The sequence below is a fragment of the Agathobacter rectalis ATCC 33656 genome (assembly GCF_000020605.1).
GTDB classification, from domain to species: domain Bacteria; phylum Bacillota; class Clostridia; order Lachnospirales; family Lachnospiraceae; genus Roseburia; species Roseburia rectalis.
This window is the reverse complement of record NC_012781.1, coordinates 2,001,384-2,019,532: the sequence shown is the minus strand read 5'-3', so window position 1 is coordinate 2,019,532 and position 18,149 is coordinate 2,001,384. Positions and strand designations below refer to the sequence as shown.

Sequence of the window (18,149 nt, the reverse complement as noted above, 5' to 3'; positions counted from 1 at the left end):
AATATGCGTGGGCTGAATGGTTACATAAAATTAAAAAAAAATACGCTCTCGACAAAATTCGACAAAATGTGTTATCATAAAAGCATACAATTTGTTTTGACATGACAGTAATTGGCGGCATAGGAGAGTTTGATGAGCACTTTAAATGTCGCAGTAGCAGACGAAAAGAAAAACATGCAGAGTTTATTAAAGGGCATGGAGTTTTTAGGAACAGCAAGAAGTAGTGATGAAGCATACAACATGATAAACGGTAATGCCGGTTCTGATGTGGTACTTGTGTATGTAAAGAGAGCATCCGGTGACACTGAGCCACTTGATGATACATATATGGAGAAAAAATCCCTTGAGACACAGGTGACGGATATCATTCATGAGATAGGTGTTCCGGCTCATATAAAGGGATATCAGTATCTTAGGACTGCGATAGTGATGTGCGTTGAGGATATGGAAATGCTTAGCTCTATCACAAAGCTTTTGTATCCCACTATTGCAAAGAAGTACAAGACTACCTCAAGCAGGGTGGAGAGAGCCATAAGGCATGCTATCGAGGTGGCATGGAGCAGAGGCAGGATGGATACGATAGACTCCATGTTTGGATACACTGTAAACTATGGTAAGGGCAAGCCTACCAATTCGGAGTTTATTGCCCTGATTACAGACAAAATACGTCTAGGGATGTAAAAATCGTCATTATAGACAAATAAAACCACGTTTTGATAAATTTACTAGGCAAAATGTACTCTCGCGTGATATAATATAGTATACATTCTATTGGTTTCAGGGTGTATACTATATTTTTTATCAGATTAATCGTTGTTTAAATAACTGTAATCTGGGGGAGGTTTCAGCATGGACAAAATGAAAATATTAATGGCCGCATCAGAGGCAATACCTTATATGAAGACAGGTGGACTAGCTGACGTAGTGGGATCTTTACCGAAATATTTTGACAAGGACAGATATGACGTGAGAGTTATACTTCCGAAGTACAAATGTATGGATGATAAATTACTGCCACAGCTTAAGTTCGTCTGTCATTTTTATGTCAATCTCAACTGGCGCAGGCAGTATGTGGGGATTTTTACATCGCAGTATGATGGTGTGACATATTATTTTGTCGACAATGAGTTTTACTTTGCAGGAGATAAGCCATACAACAATATATACGAGGATGTGGAGAAGTTTGCTTTCTTTTCAAAGGCGGTGCTTGAGGCTTTGCCGGTTATAGATTTTGCCCCGGATGTGATACATTGTAATGACTGGCAGACAGGACTCTTGCCGGTTTTTCTAAAGACAGTATACGGCTCAGACAATTTCTATGCCGGTATCAAGACAGTCTTTACCATTCACAATATGAAGTTTCAAGGGCGATGGAAGATTAAAGAGGTGGCTGATGTTACAGGACTTCCGGAGCATATTTTTAATTCAGGGGAGCTGGAGTTCTATGGTGAGGCTAATTATTTAAAGGGCGGCATAGTATATGCAGATGAGATTACGACTGTCAGTCCGACATATGCAGATGAAATCTGTACACCTGAGGGCGGAGAGGGCCTGGATGGCCTGATGCTTGAGCGGCGCAGGCATTTGAGAGGCATTGTAAACGGTATAGATTATGATGTCTTTAATCCTATGAAGGATACATATCTGGATAAGCATTTTTCTGTAAGGGAATTGAGTGGAAAGGTCGTTAATAAGCGTCAGCTGCAGGAGAAGTATGGTCTGGCTGTGGATAAGGATGTCATGCTGATTGGAATAGTTTCGCGTCTGACAAAGCAGAAGGGCTTTGATCTGGTGGCATATGTGATGGAGGAGATGCTTTCCACCATGAATGTACAGTTTATAGTGCAGGGCACAGGAGAGCAGCAGTACGAGGAGATGTTTAATTATTTCCATGGCAGGTATCCGCAGAAGCTTGGAGTATATATCGGTTACTCAGAGGAAAATGCACATGAGATATATGCAGGCTGTGACGCATTTCTCATGCCGTCTCTTTTTGAGCCGTGCGGCTTGAGCCAGCTCATGTCTATGCGATATGGTACGCTGCCTATAGTCAGGGAGACCGGTGGTCTTAAGGACACTGTAGTGCCGTACAATGAGTACGAGAATACGGGCGATGGCTTTTCCTTTGCCAATTATAATGCGCATGATATGCTGCATGTCATCAAATATGCTCTTGATGTGTTTGAAAACCATAAGGACAGATGGCAGGAGATGATGCAGCGCGCCATGAGGCATGACTTCTCATGGAAGGCATCTGCGAAAGAGTATGAGAAGCTTTACGACATGCTGCTTGGCAACTAGTACATCGTTCTGCAAATAACAGGCCAATAATTTTCATGAATTTCCAAATATGTTCTTAGAAAGTAAAATACCGGATACATATCTATGATATGATATCCGGTATTTTGTGTTATCGGGTTATATGATTATCAGTAGACAGTGTCTGTTTTACTATCGTATATGTAGTACCTCTCGCCGAGTACTTCCTCGTCGCGTACCTCTGTAGAGTTTACCTCACAAATGAATTCGCTTAGGTTGCAGACATCTATATCGCTATCCAGCGGCATTACCAGAAATTCATGGATACTGCTTGGTATGAGCAGCATATTGCCGCCGAGCTTTTTTGCCAGCGAGCTTAGCACACCCGGGTAGAGTATGGCGGATGCACCGTTTGTCTGCCTGCTGTTTGTAAGGATATACATAGGCAGGCTGTCAAAATCACAGACTGCGCGCATCTGATTGGCATAGCCCGGACATTTTTTGGCAAGAAACTCTGCCATGTTGATTATTGAGCATGGAAGTATCCTTGGGGTATTTTGCATTGAGGCGCGGATTAGTGTTTCTGTATCTATGCCCCAGCGTGACAGAAGGGCATCTGTGACTGTAATGGTGCCAAATTCAGGCAGTTGCGCTCCTACATATACTTCAAATATGATGGCAAAATCCAGATATTTGATATAGGGCACGTCCTTTAGCTGCTTTTGGTTTTTGTCGTAGCTTATGAGCTGGAAAATTATTTTCTCCTTTACCTTGGAAAAATCATCACAGAAGCTTATGTCAAAATCTTCAGTTGGCTTGAAATCATTGTAGGTGGATAAAATTGCATCGAGAATAGAATCAATGGATACACCATCAAGATACCAATGGTAGTAAGGATTGAGATAAATAGTCGGTGCTATATTGAATTTGGGATTGATAATCACCAATCCGTCGTAGATCATCCCGTTGTTCTTTTTGACAGGATGTATGGTAAGCTTGAAATTATTGTCAAGTCTTGCGGTTATTTCTGTTTCTATAGTATGTAAAAACTCCGTGTATTTCATGAATCTCCTTGCGGAGCATAAAAATATCGGATCTCGTGGAAAAGTAAAACCCACGAAGCAGGGCGCTTCGTGGGTTTTACTCTATCATTGTTTGTTGAAGTTTGCAATATGTATTTTTGTACAATTTTTAGACTTCATTTTTGTGACATCATACAAAATATAGCTGCGCAATCCATTTTTAATCCGATTTGAGCCTCTGCCACAGTGTGTTGTAAAGTGTTGCGTCATCATCATTTAAAGCTCTGTATACTTCACAGTTTTTGAGCATATCGGAAGGCGGATTAATAGCCTCATTTTCCTTCGTTTCTGCATCCTGGTTTTCGATGACAGACTGGATAGGTGATGCATAGTATACATATTCAAAGTTGAGCTGTGCCGGCTCATCACTGCAGATATAGTTCAAAAATTCCTGCGCGCCCTCTTTATTCTTGCATGTCTTTGGAATAAACCATGAGTCAATCCAGAGGTTTGAGCCCTCTTTTGGTACGATATAGTCCAGGTTGTCATTTTCAGCCATGGCGGCAGCTGCCTCACCGGAGTAGCACACTGCGATTGCCGCATTTTCAGCAACCATCTCATCACAGGTTTCATCCACGTAGTAGGCGAGCACATCACTGCTTTGTTTGTTCAGTATATCAAATGCTTCATCAAGCTTTGCTGTGTCTGTCTCGTTTATCGAGTAGCCAAGTGTGCGAAGGGCGGGAGTAAAGGCATCACGGACAGAATTAATCATAATCATGTTGTCCTTGTATTTGCCGTTCCACAGGCAGTCCCAGGTATTTAGGTCTGATGCATCGGCCATCTTTTTATTGTATAGTATGCCGAGTGTGCCGTAGAAATAAGGCACAGTATACTCATGTGTCGGGTCAAAGGATGCGGACATGTCGATTATATCCTGATTTACATTTTGATAGTTTGGCATTGAGCTGTAGTCTATCTTGTTGACCTCACCCTCACTTATGAGCTTCTCGATGATGTAGTCAGAGGTGCAGATGACATCGTAATCGATGGCACCGGACTTGTACTTTGTGTACATCTCCTCAGGCTCCTCGTATTCCTCGTATTTAATGGTGATTCCGGTTTCCTGCTCGAAGCTGTCGATTACTGATTCATCGATGTATTTACCGTAGTTTAGCACTGTTATGGCATTGTCATTGTTCGTGCTTCCGGCGCTTATCGTAAATACCGAAAAGCAGCCGATTACGAGTACTGCAACAATTGCGATGCTCACACTACGCTTTACGATGCGCAGCTTTTTAGCCCTTGCAGGCTTCTTTGAGGCGCTGACAGGTATCTGGTTTGAGTTGATGTTTACCACAACCAAAAGCAGCAGCACTGTGAAGAAAAGTATGGTTGACAGAGCATACAGCTCCGGCTTTACACCCTTTTTCAGCTCTGTGTAGAGCATGGTTGAGAGTGTGTTTACTCCGGCACCCTTCGTAAAGTAGGTGATGGAGAAGTCATCGAGTGACATTGTGACCGCCATCATAAAGCCGGAGAACACTCCGGGGCTTATTTCAGGCCATGTGACCTTGAAAAATGCATATAGAGGTGATGCACCCAGGTCAAGTGCGGCCTCATAGGTGTATTTGTTGGTCTGCTTGAGCTTTGGAAGCACATTGAGTATCACATAAGGGATATTGAACGTGATGTGTGCGATAAGCACTGTCACAAAGCCCAGATTCATGAATTTTACAAACAAAAGCATCATTGAGATACCGGTCACGATATCTGCATTGAGCATCGGGATGTTTGTAGCGCCCAGATAGATTGTCTGGTTACGTTTCTTCATGGCGCTTATACCCATGGCTGCGAGAGTTCCTATTATTGTAGAAATCACAGCTGCAAGCAGCGTAATCTGCAGTGTTGTAGAAAATGCCGACATAATCCGCTCACTCTGAAAGCACTTTATGTACCAGTCGAGCGTGAAGCCTCCCCATTTAACCTTGGATTTGGAGTTGTTGAAGGAGAGTACTATTAATACAACGATAGGCAGATACAGAAACAAAAAAATCAGTCCCATATATACCCTTGATGCTATTTTTTTTACCATAATGCGCTCTGGTCTCCTTCCTTATCAAACAGATTGACGAGTGCCATGCTGATTAATACGAATACCATGAGCACGAGTGAGAGACCGCTTCCTGCGCCCCACTGCGAGCCATGGACGAAATCCTGTTCTATGATATTTCCGATGAGCAGGACCTTGCCGCCACCGAGTATCTGTGAGATGGCAAAGGATGTGAGTGATGGCACGAAAACCATTACGATTCCGCTTATGACACCGGAAACTGTAAGTGGCAGTATAATCTTGAAAAGTATTGTGACTTTGTTTGCACCGAGGTCAAGAGCCGCCTCAATCCAGTCGTTTTTGATTCTGGTCATGGAGTTGTATATAGGCAGCAGCATGAATGGCAGAAAGTCATAGACCATGCCAAGCACGACTGCTCCGGAGGTATTCATGATGTTGAAGCCCGGCAGTCCGAGAGTGGTGAGTATCGAGTTGATGACACCGTTTTTGGACAAAAGCTGCTTCCATGCGAGTATTCGAAGCATAAAGTTCATCCACATAGGAAGCATGAAAACAAATACCACAAAGCTTTGGTTTTTAATCTTTAAGCCGTTTAAAATCATCGCAAGCGGATAGGACAGCACCAGGCATATTATGGTGCATATGATTCCAAGCCGTAGGGATAAAAGCAGTGCCTTGATATTGGTGTGCTGTGCTATTGCAGCCACATATTCAAATGTGAAGCCTCCGTCAGAGCCTTTAAATGCATAGTACACAATCATGAAAAGCGGAAGTATGATAAATCCGATAATCCATATGAGGTACGGCCCTGCGAGCAGCTGTTTCTTTATTTTAGACATCTATCTCCACCGCCTTTTCATCTGAGGACTCAGGCTTGTGCATTACCTGGATATTAAATGGAATCACCTTGATACCCACATGACTGCCGACATCTACATATTTGGTGGTGTGCACCATCCAGTCGTAGCCGTTAGCCTTTACCTCAAGCTCATAGTGCACTCCCTTGAAGATATTTGATACGACATCGCCCTGCATGTAGCCGTCCTCCGCAGGCACCAGCTCCACATCCTCCGGGCGGATGACTATATCGACAGGCGTGTTCTCACCAAAGCCCTCGTCCACACAAGGCATCTTTACACCGAGTATCTCGACAAGCTTATCCTTTATCATAACACCGTCGATGATATTACTGTGCCCGATAAAGTCAGCGACAAAGGCATTTTCAGGCTCATTGTAAATGTCCTCTGGTGTGCCAATCTGCTGGATATAGCCCTGATTCATGACTACGATGGTGTCAGACATTGTAAGCGCTTCCTCCTGGTCGTGTGTGACGTAGACGAAGGTGATACCGAGCTCATTTTTGAAGCGGATAAGCTCATACTGCATGCTCTGGCGCAGCTTTAAGTCGAGAGCGCCAAGCGGCTCGTCTAACAGCAGTACCTTAGGTTCGTTTACAATAGCTCTTGCAATAGCGATACGCTGCTGCTGGCCTCCGCTAAGAGAATCCACAGAGCGGTTTTCAAAGCCGTCGAGATTGACGAGCTTTAATGCATACTTTATTTTGTCATCAATGTAAGCCTTGCTTTTTTTCTTTATTTTAAGACCAAACGCGATGTTTTCAGCTATTGTCATATGAGGGAAAAGAGAGTATTTCTGGAAAACAGTGTTCAGATTTCTCTCGTTTGCAGGCACATTTGTGATGTCCTTTGAATTAAACATGATTTTTCCCTTGTCCGGTGTCTCAAAGCCACCGAGCATGCGAAGTGTGGTGGTCTTTCCGCAGCCTGATGGTCCAAGCAGCGTCAGAAACTCATTCTCCCTGATGTATAGATTTAAATCGTCGAGTACAACATTGCCGTTGTATGACTTTGTGATATCGATAAAATCAATTAATTTCTTTCCCATGGTGTAAACCTTTCTCATGTAATTATAGTACTGGTAGGACCTGTATGTTTATAATTTGCTGCTGTACACACTAAAAATGTGGCCGGCAGTAATTACAGACCTATAAAAGAGCTTCTGCAGGGTAAGCGTCAGAAGCTTGGAGGATTGCTGACCCATATGAGCATGGCATCCTTTGAAGACTTATTTTCAATAAAATGCTTCTTACCGGCTTTAAAATAAAAGGACTCACCGGCCTTTACGGTGTGCACTTTGCCACCATAGCAAAGCTTCACGGTGCCCTTTATCACATATCCAAACTCCTCACACTCCTGAGGCAGATATATTTCAGAACTGCCACCCGGATGAAGAGTGAGCCTGACAGGCTCCATGGAGCGGGTCTGTGCGTTTGGAATGATCCATTCCACCTTGCTGTTTTTTTCCTCGTCAATTTTCTCGAAATAGTCGTTTGCCTTGTATACAATCTGCTCAGGTTCCGAATCTGTAAAAAACTCAGCCGGTGTCATACCCAGGCACTGGATGATATCAAGCAGGGTGCCGACTGACGGTGAATTCTGATTTCGCTCAAGCTGGGAGATAAATCCCTTCGTCAGCTCAGCTCTGTCAGCAAGCTCCTGCTGGGTAAGTCCGTACTGGATACGAAGCTCCTTCATACGATGTCCGATATCCATGTTTACTTCCTTTTCTAATACATTTTATGTTATATTTACTGTAGGTTTAATAATAGATTTTTTGTTTACTAAAAATAAACCAACGAGATAATTTTAATATATTTTTTATAAATGTCAAGGGGAATTTTTGTTGCTTCTTTTATATGGTACGGTTATAATAAATGTATAAATTATATTTTACGTATGGGGTGTTATGAAAATGGGGTTTAAAGAGAATATTAGATTTGCATTTATTGATGAATTTGCCAATGAAATAGGAAAAGAAAAAGCATATCGAATGATGAGTAATTTTAAATGTGAACGTGTGCCGGCTTTAGAATATTTTTTGACAAGAGATTATAATGGACGGATAAAGCCTTATATAGTTTGGGATGATAGTAAAAATATTATTGTCGCATATTTTACATTGATTACTACATGTATGATACTTAAGCCATATGAAAAAACTGATCCTGAGCATACTAAAGAAAAAGACGTTGAAAAAATCATTTCGTGTATTGAATTGGAACATTTTGCATTGAATGATGTGTACTTGAAGTTGGTAAAGGAGGATGGATATAGTAACAGCGGAATAGGAAATTACGTATTTAAAGAATATATCAGCACTGTAATTGCAGTTCTTGTATCAGAAGTTAATTTTTTCTATTTAATTCTTCATGCATATAATAATGATAAAGTAATTAATGCATATAGAAATATGGGGTTTGAAACTATGGAGGATGATGCAGAAGCGGTAATTCCTACATTATCTGATGTAAGGGCATTACATTCTGATTATGCCGGAGATTGTAAGTTTATGTTTAGAGATGTAGAATCAATATTGACTGATTTGGATTAGGAGGAAAAACTATGTACAATAATTCACAAAGTCCTATTATGGTTATATCAGGAAAAAAAGCGGAGAAAATGTTAAGCAAATCAGAGAAACCTATTGCGGATCATACAAAGACAATAGATAGAGCAAAAGATAAATTGAGAAAAATGGGAAAAAAATAAATCTATAAAAAACACCTCATTCAGTTTTGAATGAGGTGTTTTTTATGTATGAAGCCGATAACCGGGATCGAACCGGTGGCCTACGCATTACGAGTGCGTCGCTCTACCTACTGAGCCATATCGGCAAGCTATATTATAGTATCAGATATAAGAGTGTATGTCAAATCAAAATTTTGAGTTGAAATTTTAAGAGAGTAATTTCAGAAAGGTATTGACACCATGATGTATATAGTGTATATATAACACATAAACAGTTGATAAATACAGTACGGAGGTAGCATATGAAGCTGATGCAAAATTCAGGAGTGCCCATCTATCAGCAGATAGCGGACAGCTTCAAGACAGATATTTTGGCCGGCAGGTATGAGCAGGGGGAGTTCCTTCCGTCGATAAGAGGGCTGGCAAAGGACCTGAAAATCAGTGTGATAACCACGATGAAGGCTTATGAGCAGCTTGCAGATGAGGGGCTTATCACAGCGGCGCAGGGCAAGGGCTTTTATGTCAATGCACAGGACAGTGAGATGATAAAGGAACAGCATCTGCGCAAGGTGGAGGAATCGCTGACAGACGCGATAGCCGCGGCTGAGGTAGCCGGAATCTCGAACGACGAGCTTAAGGGAATGCTTGAGGCGTTGCTTGAGGTGGATAAATAAAGATATGAAACGAGTCAGGAGGAATGAAAATGACAACAAAGAATGCAATTGAGGCAGCAAAAATCACAAAGGAACTTAAAAATTTTACACTGGATGTGGAGAATTTCGCAATACCGCAGGGCTTTGCCACAGCTTTAATCGGAGAAAACGGAGCAGGAAAGACAACACTTTTAAATATCCTGGCAGGAATCAGGCTTGACTATAAAGGTGAAATCACATACTTTGGACAGTATTCCGACAAACAGAGGGAAAACTCGGGAGATATTAAAAACCGCATAGGCTATACCGGCCCCGGCAAATACTATCTGCCGCAGTGGACAGTTAAAGATATCGAGGAAATCAGCAAGCTGATGTTTGATGATTTTTCCGCAGATGATTTTCACAGATATTGTGAGGAGCTTGCAATATTTTCACATGGCAGCATTGATATGAAGAAAGCCAACAGCTCATTTTCGGATGGTATGAAGATGAAGCTCATGCTGGCAGGAGTCATGGCGCGAAAGACAGACCTTCTTTTGCTGGATGAGCCGGCATCGCCGCTTGATCCGCTGATGAGAGATAAGCTATGTCAGATGATTGGCGAGTATATCCATGAGGGCAACGGTAAGCGCAGCGTATTTTTCTCTACGCACAATATCTCAGATATGGAAAATATCACCGATTATGCCATTATAATGGAAAACGGACAGATTGTGGAGCAGGGCTTTGTTGAGGATTTGAAGGAAAAATATATCCTGATTAAAGGAGATGCAGCAGATACAGAGGCTGCCGGTAAGGTACTTTATTCAATGACCAAAAATCCGTACGGCTTTGAGGGCATATGCTTGGCGGAAAATATAGATAAGCTCGCAGGACTTAATGTGACAAAGGAGATTCCGACACTTTACCAGATAAGCGTTGCGGTCATGAAAAATAACACAAAGATTGTGATGCGCTAGTGAGAGGTAAGGTGTTATGGAAAGTAAGTCAGGAAGTATGAATGAAAAAATGGTTTCACAGGAACATGATACTGAAAGAACAATTAATAAAAAAGATAACAAAGCAAAGAATGAAGTTCTAACATACATCAGGGATTACCGTGTTATGACTAATCTCAAGTATCGTCTTATAACAAATATACTGATTCCGTTTTTAGCAATTTTTACATCAATGCTAATTGCCTGTTCGAAAACAATCTGGGCATGGATAGGAGTTATAGTAATTGTTTATGATTTTTATATGATGTGCGAGGTGGTGCAGGACTATTTCTGCTTTGGCTGTATGTGCAAGAAGAATGCATTTGGCATGCATTTTTTAAAGACAGGTTTTAACGGAGTAAGATACTTTGAGAATGCAGTTCTTGTGGATATACTTGTAAGACCGCTGCGTATTGGAATTACAATACTCATTGCTTCAATACCATTTATTAAATTTGGAGTTAATATCTGGTCGATATTTGACATTATTATGATATCTTCAATTGTTTCGGTTGGCTCATTAAATATATTCAGATACATGGATCTGGGAATGTATATTTATCTGCTGGCGCTTATAGTTATCTTCCCGGCAATTGCAGGTAGTATAGCTGTTTTGATTTATGGCGCAAAAATTTGGTTTATCGCACCTGTGTTAGCAGTGGTGCTTGTAGGAGTGATAGCAGCGACATATTATCATATGATGGTGCGTATCCGCAGATCATATGTTGATGTGTAGAGGCATTTTAAATTGGAAGTATATTTGAAAAGGAGAAATATTATGCTGAAAGATATTAAATTAGGATTTAAATTATTGAGATATGGCTACAAACTGAAGTTGAATGTGATCATGTTTGTATTCTTTGCAGTAATCGGAATTGCATCCGATATAATGAGCAAGGGAACTTCCATCATAGGTGGTGTATACTTTATGATGTGCGGGATGTTTACATTTCAGCTCATCATGTCGATGGATGTGTCAGAGCTTATCCAGTCCACATCACTGAAAAAGAAGCTGCAGATATACATTCCGGTGATGTCAAGCACGGTAATCAATCTTGTTGTTTTCACATTTTTGGTAATAGAAAGAGTCATTCTGATACAGAATTCCGTAGCAGATAAGAAACAGCTTATCTTCACACTTTTTACGCTCGATGTTGAGCTGTTGACAGTATATCTGTACACAAGCATATGCTATAAGTATTATGTACTTGGCTTTATCGTATTCATGGTTTTGTTTATGGGCGTTTTTACTGTGTTTTCAGGAGCAGCGTTTGTGCCGGTTTCTAATGCTGTTTTTAAGCTTGGACTCCCGGTGGTGGCATTGCTAGGCTATATTGCTATTTTTGCAGGTGGAGCGCTTGAGATATTGATAGGAGAGCTGCTTTACAAGAAGCCTTTGTCAGAATTCGCATTCAGGGGATTTTTCCGTGATGCAAAGTAGTGATGTTACTGTTCCCACATAACAGTGCGACAAACAACACAATGATTTCAAAAAATAAGAAATATTTGTGTAAAAATATTGAAAAAATGATCGCTTTGTAGTATGTTATCATTGTCGGTGTAAAGCCGGCAATGAGACTAATTAACATATTATCAGGAGAAAAATATATTAAATGGATAGTGACAGTTATAGTAAACAACAGTTAGACGACTTGTTTATGGATATGATTGCCTACTATGATGGCGATCCAAAGAGAATCCAGCATTTCACCAAGGTGCACAGCTATGCAAGGCTTATCGGTATAGGAGAGGAGCTTGATGATGCCTCGCTCTTTATACTTGAGGCAGCGGCTTACACACACGATATCGGTATACGTGTGGCGGAGGAGAAGTATGGCAGGTGCGATGGAAAGCTTCAGGAGCAGGAGGGACCGATAATCGCCCAGAAGATGCTCTCACAGCTTGGCTTTGAGAATTACATAGTTGAAAGAATTTGTTTTCTCATAGGTCACCATCACACATATGACAATATAGATGGTCTTGATTATCAGATACTCGTTGAGGCTGATTTCCTCGTAAATCTGTATGAGGATGATGCGGGAAACCGTGCAATCGACAAGGCATATAAGCGCATATTCAAGACTGAAACAGGAAAAAAGATTTTTAGACTAATGTTCGGATATGAAGAAGAGGATTAGTATGAGCCGGGCCGGGAGGAGACTTCCGGCCCTTGTTCGTATTATGCAGCTTATATCGGAAATAGTAATTAATCAGAATAGTAAATATGCAGAATAGTTATCTGAAATAATATTTTGGGATATGTCAAAAATTTTTGAATTTTGAGAAAGAAATAATATAATATGGCAAACAAAATAAATTATCAAAAATTAATGGAAGATTTAATAAAAGAAAATTGCATGGACAATAACTGCACTCCACGGCTTTTGCTTCATAGCTGCTGTGGGCCGTGCAGCACATACTGCATACAGACGCTCTCGGAGTATTTTAAGGTGACGGTATTTTATTACAATCCAAATATTTACCCGCCAGAGGAATATCACATGAGAGCACAGGAGCAGAAGCGCTTTATAGATGAGTTTCCGGTGAAAAATCAGGTTGACTTTGTGGAGGGTGTGTACGACACCAAGCGCTTTTACGATATGGCACGCGGCATGGAGGCTGTGCCTGAGGGCGGGGAGAGGTGCTTTAAGTGCTACAGGCTGCGTCTTGAGGAGAGTGCACAGTATGCAAGGGAGCATGGCTTTGATTTTTTTACTACGACACTTTCCATCAGCCCGTTGAAGAATGCCGAAAAGCTCAATGAGATAGGAAAAGACTTAGAGAGCCAATATGGAGTGCGATATCTTTTCTCTGATTTTAAGAAGAAAGAGGGCTATAAAAAGTCCACGGAGATATCAAAGCAGTATGATATGTACAGGCAGTACTACTGCGGCTGTGTATTTTCTAAGGAGCAGCGTGACAGAGAGATTGCAGCACGTGGGTGAAAATGTGGTTGCGTGACAACAAAAATTATTATATAATTTAGCACAGTAAAGCGGCTGTTTAGAGCAGGCGGCGGTATTACATCTTATTTTTATACAATACATTGTGATACATGAAAATAAATCATCATTTAATAATCAAGGAGGAATCTCATGGCACAGTTATGGGGAGGACGTTTCACAAAGGAGACAGATCAGCTCGTTTACAATTTCAATGCGTCCATTTCATTTGATCAGAAGTTTTATAAAGAGGATATAGAGGGCAGCATCGCCCATGTCACGATGCTTGGAAAGCAGGGCATCATCTCACAGGCAGAGAGCAACGATATAGTGGCTTGCCTAAAGCAGATACTTAAGGAGGTAGAGTCAGGGGAGCTTGAAATCAGCTCGAAGTATGAGGATATCCACAGCTTCGTTGAGGCTACACTCATAGACAGGCTTGGTGACACAGGAAAGAAGCTTCACACAGGCCGAAGCAGAAACGACCAGGTAGCTCTTGACATGCGTCTTTTCACCAGAAAGACAGTGAAGGAGACTGATGATGAGCTTAAGGAGCTTTTAGCTGTTATCCTTAAGATTATGAAGGAAAACACACAGACTATCATGCCGGGCTTTACACATCTGCAGAAGGCTCAGCCGATCACTCTGGCTCACCATATGGGCGCATATTTTGAGATGTTTAAGAGAGACAGATCAAGACTGTGCGATATATATAAGAGAATGAACTATTGTCCGCTTGGCTCAGGAGCACTTGCAGGCACTACATATCCGCTTGATAGGGACTATACAGCACAGCTTCTGGATTTTTACGGACCGACACTTAACAGTATGGACGGTGTGTCAGACAGGGATTATCTGATTGAGTTTTTATCGGCTCTTTCAACTATCATGATGCATCTGTCACGTTTTTCTGAGGAAATTATCATATGGAATTCAAACGAGTACCAGTTTGTTGAGATTGACGATGCGTACAGCACAGGAAGCTCAATCATGCCACAGAAGAAAAATCCTGATATAGCAGAGCTTGTCAGAGGAAAGACAGGCCGTGTATACGGTGCACTCATGTCGCTTCTTACCACCATGAAGGGTATTCCGCTTGCGTACAACAAGGATATGCAGGAGGATAAGGAGCTGGCATTTGATGCATTCGACACTGCAAAGGGATGTATCGCACTTTTTACGGGAATGATTGATACAATGAAGTTTAACAAGGACGTGATGAGAAAGAGTGCAAACAATGGCTTTACAAATGCCACAGATGCAGCTGATTATCTCGTTAAAAAGGGTGTACCGTTTAGAGATGCACACGGTATTGTAGGAAGAATAGTGCTTTACTGCATCGACAAGGGTATTGCAATCGACGATATGAGCATCGACGAGCTCAAGGCTATCTCTCCGGTATTTGAGGAGGATGTATTTGATGCCATTTCAATGGAGACCTGTGTCAGCACAAGGTGTACAGTTGGAGCACCATCAAAGACATCAATGGACAAGGTAATTGCCGTTTACGACGAGTATATGAAGTCAAATTGGCAGAATGAAGTATAGTTTTTGTGCATATTTTATAAAAAACAGGGATAAAAATTATTAATTTAATATAGTTTTTTCCTTGTTTTTCATTAGAGTTTCAAGTAATATATTTCCTATAAAGACAGTTGTACGCGACAGACGGACAAAACCTGATTTTAATGTCAAAGTATAGTGTATGACATGGTCGAAGAAATTCTAGAAGATAGGGAGATTAGAGTAATGAGTGAAAAGCTTAAAGTAGGTATCCTCGGTGGAACAGGAATGGTAGGACAGAGATTTATTTCTCTTTTAGAGAATCATCCATGGTTTGAGGTAACAACAATTGCAGCCAGCCCAAGAAGTGCAGGCAAGACATACGAGGACGCCGTTGGTGATAGATGGAAAATGGACACACCAATGCCTGAGGCAGTTAAGAAAATTATCGTAAAGAACGTCAATGAGGTAGAAGAGGTTGCTTCACAGGTTGACTTCGTATTCTCAGCCGTTGATATGTCAAAGGACGAGATCAAGAAGATCGAGGAGGACTACGCAAAGACAGAGACTCCTGTAGTTTCAAACAATAGTGCCCACAGATGGACACCTGATGTGCCAATGGTTGTACCTGAAATCAACCCACAGCACATGGAGGTTATCAAATATCAGAAGGAGCGTCTCGGTACAAAGAGAGGTTTCGTAGCAGTAAAGCCAAACTGCTCAATCCAGTCATATGCTCCGGTTCTTACAGCATGGAAAGAGTTTGAGCCATATGAGGTTGTTGCTACAACATATCAGGCAATCTCAGGTGCCGGAAAGACATTCAAGGACTGGCCTGAGATGGTTGGAAACATCATTCCATTCATCGGTGGAGAGGAAGAGAAATCTGAGAAAGAGCCACTTCGTCTCTGGGGATATGTGGATGATGAGAAGAAACAGATTGTTCCTGCAGAGTCACCGGTTATCACATGCCAGTGTATCCGTGTTCCTGTATTAAACGGTCATACAGCAGCTGTATTTGTCAAGTTCAAAAAGAACCCTACAAAGGAGCAGCTCATTGAGGCACTCGAGAAGTTCAGCGGAGTACCACAGGAGCTTGGGCTTCCAAGCGCACCAAAGCAGTTCATCAGATACTGTGAAGAGGATAATCGTCCTCAGGTCGCACTTGATGTGGATTATGAGCATGGTATGGGAATCAATGTCGGACGTCTCAGAGAGGATACAGTTTATGACTGGAAGTTCGTCGGACTCTCACACAACACAGTACGTGGTGCAGCCGGTGGAGCAGTGCTTTGTGCAGAGCTTCTTAAGGCACAGGGTTACATCACAAAGAAGTAGATTTAGCAATTTGCTGGAAAATTTATTAAGGAGGGCGGATTTTCCGTTTGTGGGCTGTGGGCACCGGTGTAGCACACAGTAGTATTCCTCAGAAAAAATATGAAGTCAGCCACGGGATTATTTACGGATAGGTTATGGCAGTTTGCAAGTCTAAACTGTCATTTGACCTGTTGGAAACCCGTGGCAGTTCATATTTTTTCTTCGGAACATACTGTGTACTCTCCGGTGAAGGCAGTGTATTGAACGGAAAATCCTCACTCTGTGAATTAATTATTATGCAAAAGTCGAGCCTCTTAAAAGAGGCTCTCTTTTTTGGGCTTTTTTATTCTCAGTTGTTTTAAATAGTTACGCTTGAATTTATATTTTATCGTGGTAAAATAGATAATCTGAGTAGAATATATTTAAGAGGTAGATATAAGTGAAGAATAATAAGTATGAAATTGATATGGTGAACGGTTCAATAATGGATAAGCTTATTTCATTTGCGTTGCCGCTTATGATTTCGGGTATTTTACAGCTGGCATTCAATGCGGTGGATATTATTGTCGTGGGACAGTTTAGTGGCAGCAAATCACTTGCGGCTGTTGGCTCGACTACGGCACTTATCAATGTGTTTGTCAATCTGTTTATGGGTATATCGCTTGGTGCGAATGTGCTCGCTGCCCGATTTTATGCGGCAGGCAAGGATGAGGAGATGTCTAAGACGGTGCACACCGCTATTATGATTGCGCTCATAAGTGGTATTGTGATGGGTGTGGTCGGTGTTATTTTTGCAAGGGGTGCGCTGGAAATCATGGGTACACCGGATGATGTCATAGGTCTTTCCACTATTTATATGAGGATTTATTTTTGCGGTATGCCGTTTTTTATGCTTTATAACTATGGTGCGGCGATTTTGCGTGCTGTCGGCGATACAAAGAGACCTCTTATCTTTTTGATTATTTCAGGCTGTATCAATGCACTGCTCAATCTGTTTTTTGTAATAGTGTGCAAACTGGATGTTGCAGGTGTTGCAATCGGTACGATTGTTTCGCAGTTTGTTTCCAGCGTACTTGTATTATATTGTTTGAGCAAAGCAGATACCAGCTATAAGCTCTGCTTTAATAAGCTTGCGATTGATAAGGAATATATGCTTCAGATATTTCAGGTGGGAATTCCGGCCGGCATACAGAGCACAGTCATAAATATCTCAAATGCCATGCTTCAGTCATCAGTCAATTCCTTTGGCTCAATAGCAATGGCTGGATATACGGCGGCAAACAATATACTTGGCTTTTTGTATGTATCTGTCAACTCAATCACACAGGCCTGCATGAGCTTCACGAGCCAGAACTATGCGGTAGGAAAACAAAAGAGAATGGACAGGGTACTGATAGACTGTCTGTTCCTCACGACAGCGGTAGCACTTGTGATGGGAAGTGCTTCATACATATTTGGAACACAGATACTTGGCATATATACAAGTAATAGCGAGGTAATTAAATCAGGACTTGAGATTATTTCGATTACAACAATCCCATATTTCCTGTGTGGAATCATGGACCTTTTTCCGGGAGCACTAAGAGGAATGGGATACTCAACTGTACCTATGATACTTTCTATAATAGGAACAGTCGGAGTCAGAATCATCTGGATATATGGTCTGTTTCCAAGCCACAGGTCGCTGTTTTTCCTGTTTATATCATATCCCGGTTCATGGATAGCGACAATCATCATGCAGGCTATCTGCTATATGTTTGTCAGAAATAAAGTGAAAGCTACAATAGGAGCTCGGAAATAATAATTAAAATCTATTTGTATATGTGTTAAATTGTGATATAATATTTCCAGTTG

17 protein-coding genes, 1 tRNA gene and 1 pseudogene are annotated in these 18,149 nt (G+C 41.4%); 13 read left to right on the top strand and 6 right to left on the bottom strand.

Going from position 1 to position 18,149, the window contains the following annotated elements:
- Positions 1 to 336: 336 nt before the first annotated feature.
- Both EUBREC_RS18315 and glgA read left to right on the top strand, forming a co-directional pair.
- Positions 337 to 681 (top strand): annotated as a pseudogene (locus EUBREC_RS18315) (sporulation initiation factor Spo0A C-terminal domain-containing protein); the annotation flags it as partial.
- Positions 682 to 849: 168 nt separating this feature from the next.
- Positions 850 to 2,301, top strand: a complete 1,452-nt coding sequence (gene glgA, locus EUBREC_RS09795) for a glycogen synthase GlgA (protein ID WP_012743005.1) — start codon at positions 850 to 852, stop codon at positions 2,299 to 2,301.
- Between the two features lie 128 nt (positions 2,302 to 2,429).
- Here glgA and EUBREC_RS09790 read toward each other — a convergent pair whose 3' ends face one another.
- The 5 genes from EUBREC_RS09790 to EUBREC_RS09770 all read right to left on the bottom strand — a co-directional run bounded on the left by EUBREC_RS09790 (position 2,430) and on the right by EUBREC_RS09770 (position 7,928).
- Entirely contained in the window at positions 2,430 to 3,323 is an 894-nt protein-coding gene (locus EUBREC_RS09790) for a DUF5688 family protein (RefSeq protein ID WP_012743004.1), read from the bottom strand.
- A gap of 178 nt (positions 3,324 to 3,501) precedes the next feature.
- Entirely contained in the window at positions 3,502 to 5,376 is a 1,875-nt protein-coding gene (locus EUBREC_RS09785) for an extracellular solute-binding protein (RefSeq protein ID WP_012743002.1), read from the bottom strand.
- Positions 5,370 to 6,194, bottom strand: coding sequence for an ABC transporter permease (locus tag EUBREC_RS09780; protein WP_012743001.1), 825 nt, complete (start codon positions 6,192 to 6,194; stop codon positions 5,370 to 5,372). The genes EUBREC_RS09785 and EUBREC_RS09780 overlap by 7 nt, the downstream gene beginning before the upstream one ends.
- On the bottom strand, positions 6,187 to 7,260 hold the full coding sequence (locus EUBREC_RS09775) for an ABC transporter ATP-binding protein (protein WP_041254106.1): 1,074 nt from the start codon (positions 7,258 to 7,260) through the stop codon (positions 6,187 to 6,189). The genes EUBREC_RS09780 and EUBREC_RS09775 overlap by 8 nt, the downstream gene beginning before the upstream one ends.
- A gap of 128 nt (positions 7,261 to 7,388) precedes the next feature.
- Positions 7,389 to 7,928, bottom strand: coding sequence for a helix-turn-helix domain-containing protein (locus EUBREC_RS09770; RefSeq protein WP_012742999.1), 540 nt, complete (start codon positions 7,926 to 7,928; stop codon positions 7,389 to 7,391).
- A gap of 199 nt (positions 7,929 to 8,127) precedes the next feature.
- On the opposite strand from EUBREC_RS09770, the gene EUBREC_RS09765 reads away from it, so the two are divergent.
- Positions 8,128 to 8,766, top strand: a complete 639-nt coding sequence (locus EUBREC_RS09765; RefSeq protein ID WP_148207802.1) for a hypothetical protein — start codon at positions 8,128 to 8,130, stop codon at positions 8,764 to 8,766.
- An 11-nt stretch (positions 8,767 to 8,777) separates the two neighbouring features.
- Complete coding sequence (locus EUBREC_RS17735; RefSeq protein WP_012742997.1) at positions 8,778 to 8,924, top strand: hypothetical protein; 147 nt, start codon at positions 8,778 to 8,780, stop codon at positions 8,922 to 8,924.
- Between the two features lie 52 nt (positions 8,925 to 8,976).
- Here the strand turns inward: EUBREC_RS17735 and EUBREC_RS09760 are convergent.
- Positions 8,977 to 9,049: transfer RNA gene (locus EUBREC_RS09760), tRNA-Thr, on the bottom strand.
- 156 nt (positions 9,050 to 9,205) lie between these two features.
- Between EUBREC_RS09760 and EUBREC_RS09755 the strand changes: the two genes are divergently transcribed.
- The 9 genes from EUBREC_RS09755 (at position 9,206) to EUBREC_RS09715 (ending at position 18,096) form a co-directional block, all read left to right on the top strand.
- Entirely contained in the window at positions 9,206 to 9,577 is a 372-nt protein-coding gene (locus EUBREC_RS09755; protein WP_012742996.1) for a GntR family transcriptional regulator, read from the top strand.
- A gap of 29 nt (positions 9,578 to 9,606) precedes the next feature.
- A complete protein-coding gene (locus EUBREC_RS09750; RefSeq protein ID WP_041254104.1) occupies positions 9,607 to 10,515 on the top strand; it encodes an ATP-binding cassette domain-containing protein in 909 nt (302 codons plus the stop codon).
- Between the two features lie 16 nt (positions 10,516 to 10,531).
- Positions 10,532 to 11,269: a hypothetical protein gene (locus EUBREC_RS09745; RefSeq protein WP_012742994.1), complete on the top strand. Its 738-nt coding sequence runs from the start codon at positions 10,532 to 10,534 to the stop codon at positions 11,267 to 11,269.
- A gap of 42 nt (positions 11,270 to 11,311) precedes the next feature.
- Complete coding sequence (locus tag EUBREC_RS09740) at positions 11,312 to 11,974, top strand: hypothetical protein (protein ID WP_012742993.1); 663 nt, start codon at positions 11,312 to 11,314, stop codon at positions 11,972 to 11,974.
- 172 nt (positions 11,975 to 12,146) lie between these two features.
- Positions 12,147 to 12,671, top strand: a complete 525-nt coding sequence (locus EUBREC_RS09735; protein ID WP_012742992.1) for an HD domain-containing protein — start codon at positions 12,147 to 12,149, stop codon at positions 12,669 to 12,671.
- Between the two features lie 162 nt (positions 12,672 to 12,833).
- Complete coding sequence (locus EUBREC_RS09730; protein ID WP_012742991.1) at positions 12,834 to 13,478, top strand: epoxyqueuosine reductase QueH; 645 nt, start codon at positions 12,834 to 12,836, stop codon at positions 13,476 to 13,478.
- Between the two features lie 150 nt (positions 13,479 to 13,628).
- Positions 13,629 to 15,023, top strand: coding sequence for an argininosuccinate lyase (argH, locus tag EUBREC_RS09725; RefSeq protein WP_012742990.1), 1,395 nt, complete (start codon positions 13,629 to 13,631; stop codon positions 15,021 to 15,023).
- 201 nt (positions 15,024 to 15,224) lie between these two features.
- Positions 15,225 to 16,316, top strand: coding sequence for an aspartate-semialdehyde dehydrogenase (asd, locus tag EUBREC_RS09720; protein WP_015516647.1), 1,092 nt, complete (start codon positions 15,225 to 15,227; stop codon positions 16,314 to 16,316).
- A 445-nt stretch (positions 16,317 to 16,761) separates the two neighbouring features.
- A complete protein-coding gene (locus tag EUBREC_RS09715) occupies positions 16,762 to 18,096 on the top strand; it encodes an MATE family efflux transporter (protein ID WP_049757254.1) in 1,335 nt (444 codons plus the stop codon).
- Positions 18,097 to 18,149 lie beyond the last annotated feature (53 nt).